Source organism: Flavobacterium arundinis (assembly GCF_038289855.1).
Classification (GTDB): Bacteria; Bacteroidota; Bacteroidia; order Flavobacteriales; family Flavobacteriaceae; genus Flavobacterium; species Flavobacterium arundinis.
This window is the reverse complement of record NZ_JBBYHR010000019.1, coordinates 2,104-5,145: the sequence shown is the minus strand read 5'-3', so window position 1 is coordinate 5,145 and position 3,042 is coordinate 2,104. Positions and strand designations below refer to the sequence as shown.

Genomic DNA, 3,042 nt, shown 5'->3' with positions numbered 1-3,042 from the left:
AAAGGCGATGACATACTCTCCCACAAATTGCAGTACCATCTGCGCAGGCGGGCTTAACTACTCTGTTCGGGATGGGAAGAGGTGAGCCCCGCCGCAATAACCACCTTAAAAGGTTCATTGCTTTGGACAATGATTTACGCGTATAGAGTTAACTTAAAACTGTAAACCGTAAACTAATAATATTAACATACTGAGATAAAGAAAAGAAGAATAGAATTAGAAAGTTCTCCCTGCCCCTTGCGGGGCAGGAAAGAGATGTACATAAGCTTACAGGTTATTAGTACTACTCGACTATGACATTACTGCCTTTACATCTATAGCCTATCAACGTGGTCATCTTCCACGACCTTTAAAAGAAATCTCATCTTGTGGTGGGTTTCGCGCTTATATGCTTTCAGCGCTTATCCCTTCCCGACGTAGCTACTCTGCGGTGCCCCTGGCGGGACAACAGATACACTAGAGGTCAGTCCGACTCGGTCCTCTCGTACTAGAATCAGATCCACTCAAATTTCTAACGCCCACAGTAGATAGAGACCGAACTGTCTCACGACGTTCTGAACCCAGCTCGCGTGCCACTTTAATGGGCGAACAGCCCAACCCTTGGGACCTTCTCCAGCCCCAGGATGTGACGAGCCGACATCGAGGTGCCAAACCCCCCCGTCGATATGAGCTCTTGGGGGAGATCAGCCTGTTATCCCCGGCGTACCTTTTATCCTTTGAGCGATGGCCCTTCCATGCGGAACCACCGGATCACTATGCTCTACTTTCGTACCTGATCGACCTGTATGTCTCTCAGTCAAGCTCCCTTATGCCATTGCACTCTACGCACGGTTACCAAGCGTGCTGAGGGAACCTTTAGAAGCCTCCGTTACTCTTTTGGAGGCGACCACCCCAGTCAAACTACCCACCAAGCAATGTCCCCCGGATACCGGGGTTAGGCCTCAGATAAGCAAAGGGTGGTATTTCAACAATGACTCCACAACGCCTGGCGACGCCATTTCACAGTCTCCCACCTATCCTACACATCACTTATCCAAGGTCAATACTAAGCTATAGTAAAGGTGCACAGGGTCTTTTCGTCCCACTGCGGGTAATCGGCATCTTCACCGATACTACAATTTCACCGAGCTCATGGCTGAGACAGTGTCCAGATCGTTACACCATTCGTGCAGGTCGGAACTTACCCGACAAGGAATTTCGCTACCTTAGGACCGTTATAGTTACGGCCGCCGTTTACCGGGGCTTCAATTCAATGCTTCTGGTTACCCATAACATCTCCTCTTAACCTTCCGGCACCGGGCAGGTGTCAGGCCCTATACTTCATCTTACGATTTTGCAGAGCCCTGTGTTTTTGATAAACAGTCGCCTGGACCTTTTCACTGCGGCCAGCATTGCTGCTGGCGACCTTTCTCCCGAAGTTACAGGTCTATTTTGCCTAATTCCTTAGCCATGAATCTCTCGAGCACCTTAGGATTCTCTCCTCGACTACCTGTGTCGGTTTACGGTACGGGTTCTTATAATCTAAGTTTAGAGGTTTTTCTTGGAAGCCCTTAGGCACACTATCTCTTTGCCCGAAGGCTCTGAGTACTATCGTATTTCACCAGTTCCTGCGCATTTGACTACAGGACCTATAGCTAGGTACTTCAACGAACTATTCCGTCAGTTCGCGGTGCTTTCATCACTCCGTCGCCCCATCACAATTATAAGAAGTACGGGAATATTAACCCGTTGGCCATCGACTGTCCCTTTCGGGTTCGCCTTAGGTCCCGACTAACCCTCAGCTGATTAGCATAGCTGAGGAAACCTTAGTCTTTCGGTGTGCGGGTTTCTCGCCCGCATTATCGTTACTTATGCCTACATTTTCTTTTCTATCCGCTCCAGCATACCTCGCAGTACACCTTCGACGCCGATAGAATGCTCCCCTACCACTTGTAATAAATTACAAATCCATAGCTTCGGTACTATACTTATGCCCGATTATTATCCATGCTCGTCCGCTCGACTAGTGAGCTGTTACGCACTCTTTAAATGAATGGCTGCTTCCAAGCCAACATCCTAGCTGTCTGGGCAGACAAACCTCGTTTTTTCAACTTAGTATAGATTTGGGGACCTTAGCTGATGGTCTGGGTTCTTTCCCTCTCGGACATGGACCTTAGCACCCATGCCCTCACTACTGGTTATCATTATATAGCATTCGGAGTTTGTCAGGAATTGGTAGGCGGTGAAGCCCCCGCATCCAATCAGTAGCTCTACCTCTATATAACTAGTGTCCAGCGCTGCACCTAAATGCATTTCGGGGAGTACGAGCTATTTCCGAGTTTGATTGGCCTTTCACCCCTACCCACAGGTCATCCGAAGACTTTTCAACGTCAACCGGTTCGGACCTCCACTGTGTGTTACCACAGCTTCATCCTGCCCATGGGTAGATCACACGGTTTCGCGTCTACCATTACTGACTAAAGCGCCCTATTCAGACTCGCTTTCGCTACGGATCCATACCTTAAGTACTTATCCTTGCCAGCAACGGTAACTCGTAGGCTCATTATGCAAAAGGCACGCCGTCACACCACAAAGGTGCTCCGACCGCTTGTAGGCGTATGGTTTCAGGATCTATTTCACTCCGTTATTCACGGTTCTTTTCACCTTTCCCTCACGGTACTGGTTCACTATCGGTCTCTCAGGAGTATTTAGCCTTAGCGGATGGTCCCGCCAGATTCAGACAGGGTTTCACGTGCCCCGCCCTACTCAGGATACCACTATTTATTATATTCCTTACCTGTACGGGGCTATCACCCTGTATCGCGCAACTTTCCAGATGCTTCCAGTTCGGTTTACATAAAATGTCGTGGTCCTACAACCCCAATTATGCCGTAACACAATTGGTTTGGGCTAATCCGCGTTCGCTCGCCACTACTTACGGAATCACTTTTGTTTTCTTCTCCTCCGCCTACTTAGATGTTTCAGTTCAGCGGGTTTGCCCTCCTATCGGAGTACTATGTCTTCAACATAGTGGGTTGCCCCATTCGGATATCTACGGATCAA

General features: G+C 48.8%; 2 rRNA genes (1 of these 2 only partly in view). Both read right to left on the bottom strand.

Annotation, left to right across the window (positions count from 1 at the left end):
- Nucleotides 1-108 (bottom strand): 5S ribosomal RNA (gene rrf, locus AAEO56_RS19255); the annotation flags it as partial.
- Between the two features lie 149 nt (nucleotides 109-257).
- Nucleotides 258-3,042: ribosomal RNA gene (locus tag AAEO56_RS19250) — 23S ribosomal RNA — on the bottom strand (it continues 140 nt past the right edge of the window).